3 protein-coding genes and 1 pseudogene are annotated in these 2,094 nt (G+C 34.1%); 3 read left to right on the top strand and 1 reads right to left on the bottom strand.

All coding sequences use genetic code 11. The features are described from left to right. Positions 1 to 306: 306 nt before the first annotated feature. The 3 genes and pseudogenes from N784_RS15605 to N784_RS15595 all read left to right on the top strand — a co-directional run. Positions 307 to 552 (top strand): annotated as a pseudogene (locus N784_RS15605) (IS5/IS1182 family transposase); the annotation flags it as partial. 165 nt (positions 553 to 717) lie between these two features. Then, the gene (locus tag N784_RS15600; protein ID WP_036836490.1) at positions 718 to 939 is read left to right on the top strand and encodes a helix-turn-helix transcriptional regulator; all 222 of its coding nucleotides are present in this window, start codon (positions 718 to 720) and stop codon (positions 937 to 939) included. Continuing rightward, positions 920 to 1,297 carry a hypothetical protein gene (locus tag N784_RS15595; protein ID WP_036836488.1) on the top strand — a complete coding sequence of 126 codons (378 nt, stop codon included), beginning with the start codon at positions 920 to 922 and terminating at the stop codon, positions 1,295 to 1,297. The genes N784_RS15600 and N784_RS15595 overlap by 20 nt, the downstream gene beginning before the upstream one ends. Positions 1,298 to 1,324: 27 nt before the next feature. On the opposite strand, the gene N784_RS15590 is transcribed toward N784_RS15595, so the two are convergent. Then, the coding region (locus N784_RS15590; RefSeq protein WP_036836487.1) for a hypothetical protein at positions 1,325 to 2,094 on the bottom strand (770 nt) is incomplete at its 5' end.

The following is a 2,094-nucleotide window of genomic DNA, read 5'->3' as shown; positions in this document are numbered from 1 at the left end:
GAATGATAGGTGTGGGCTATTTGACGCTTACGATATGATATTCTCAATTGTTTTTTTCTTGTTATCTATTTTTCTTTTAATAATTTCTTATTTTGTTTCTTATTTGATTGTCAAACGTAAAGAATTTTAATTAGAGATAATATTAACTAACAAAATATTTCCGTTAATTAGTAAATATGGGAATAACAATAATTATAAGCCCTGGCGTGACAAGGGTTTAAAAACATAAAAAAGGAAGCACCTCCCCAAATCTTGTATAATGGTAATGGACACATTAACCAAAAAAAGACAGAAGGAGGGCTCCCTGTGACCATTATACGACAACAAAGTTTATTTAGCATCCAAGAATTATATGACATGGAACCTACCCAAAAATATGAGGCAATTATTTCGGCGATAAATTTGGATAAGATATATCACAAAGTACCGAAGAAATCACGACTAGGTGCACCAGAAGGATTGAACGATGCAGCTATGATCATTTCCTTTGTGGTGAGATATGTGGAACGCATCCCAACAATAAAAGATCTAATGAAACGCCTTCGTGATGAGGGTTCGGGTGTGGCGAGTTTGTCAACTCCTTAATTCTCGGTCGGGAAAACAGCCCTCCCTGCGATTACCGTTGACAAACGCCAAAAAAAAGCGAACAAAATGTAAAACGGACTTTACAGTTAAGGAGACTTTACTTCATAATGGTATTAGAGAGGGGTAAAGTATATGGAAAACAAAGTTAAGGAGTTTAGAAGAAGGTTTAGTTGGTCTCAAGAAAAACTTGCTGGGATATTAGGTGTATCAAGACAAACAGTGATTTCCATAGAAGGTGGAAAGTATAAACCGTCTTTATTACTCGCATTTAAAATTTCATGGGCATTTGATGTTAAAATCGAAGACATTTTTATTCCAAATGAAGAGGAAAGGAATGGTAGTAATGAAAAGTAAGCAATTTAATATTATTGCAGTTTTCTTTTTAGTTGTATCTCTATTTTTCTTAGCTATAACCCTTTATACAGATGGAGCGGTTATTAATTGGTTTTTCGTAACTTTTGCGCTTAGTATTCTGAGTTTTACCTTGGGATATGTTAATCCCAGAATAGGAAATGACGAAAGATCTAAGGTTATAAGAAATAAGTCTATTTATTCTACATTCTTTTTTGTAATAGGTTATTTGATTATTGCATTCGGTTTGAAAACTTGGCTTGCAAAACAAGTAGACACTCAATTAATTTTTGCAATAGTGACATCCTTAACTGTTATAACATTAAGTATTTCATTAATTATATTTGAGAAAAAAAATTAAAAGGTGTCCTTTGGACACCTTTTAATTTTATAAATTGGATCCTATACACCATCCAAGAGTACCACCAGTTATTGAAGAAGCGGCATATAGGCAAGGTGCACACCCAGCGCCTGCTGTTCCAGCGCATATTGCACCGCAAGCAACTGACAATGCTGTTACAGCCCAAGCTGATACACCTGCATTATTCAAACAATCAACAAAGCCACTCCATGAATAAGTGCCAATCTCACCATCATTTACATTTTCATCAGTCTGAACAACTTCATCTAAGTTTTTAACACCGTCAGACCAAGCAGTAACAGTACCAGAATTTTGATCAATTTGTTCCATTTGTAATTCGAAGTATTGTACTAGATTTCCATCTGCATCAAAAAATAGGGATACACCACTAAATTCGTGTAGAGTTGAGTTATCTGAATAATTTAGTTTTACCATATAAAAATTATTATTAACCTCTCTTACATTAGCGTTTTCATAGTCTAAATTAACGCCGGCTGGTGCATGTATAGAAGCTTCTTTATTGTCAATTGTACTTTGAGCTAAATTCATATAGTGTTCTTTTACATCCTCGCTTACTTCCTCTGTTGTTTCATCATAGTCTGCTAAAATACTTTCTATTTGGTTTTCCAAATCCTCAGCTGCGCTCACACTTTGCAGAGATGAAAAAGATGTGCTTAGGGTCATGATAAAGGCGGCAGCAACTATAAAAATACTGCTAAACTTCTTTTTAAACATTAAAAACATTCCTCCCTTTGCTAGAATTACCGAGAGTATAAAATATTTTGTGTAAATAACCG

It is taken from the genome of Pontibacillus litoralis JSM 072002 (assembly GCF_000775615.1).
GTDB lineage: Bacteria > Bacillota > Bacilli > Bacillales > BH030062 > Pontibacillus > Pontibacillus litoralis.
Note: the sequence above shows the minus strand (reverse complement) of the source record. Positions and strands in the feature narration are given on the sequence as shown.

Coding starts and splice junctions, on each gene's coding strand:
- N784_RS15600 (WP_036836490.1), top strand. CDS start 718: ATGGAAAACAAAGTTAAGGAGTTTAGAAGAAGGTTTAGTTGGTCTCAA.
- N784_RS15595 (WP_036836488.1), top strand. CDS start 920: ATGGTAGTAATGAAAAGTAAGCAATTTAATATTATTGCAGTTTTCTTT.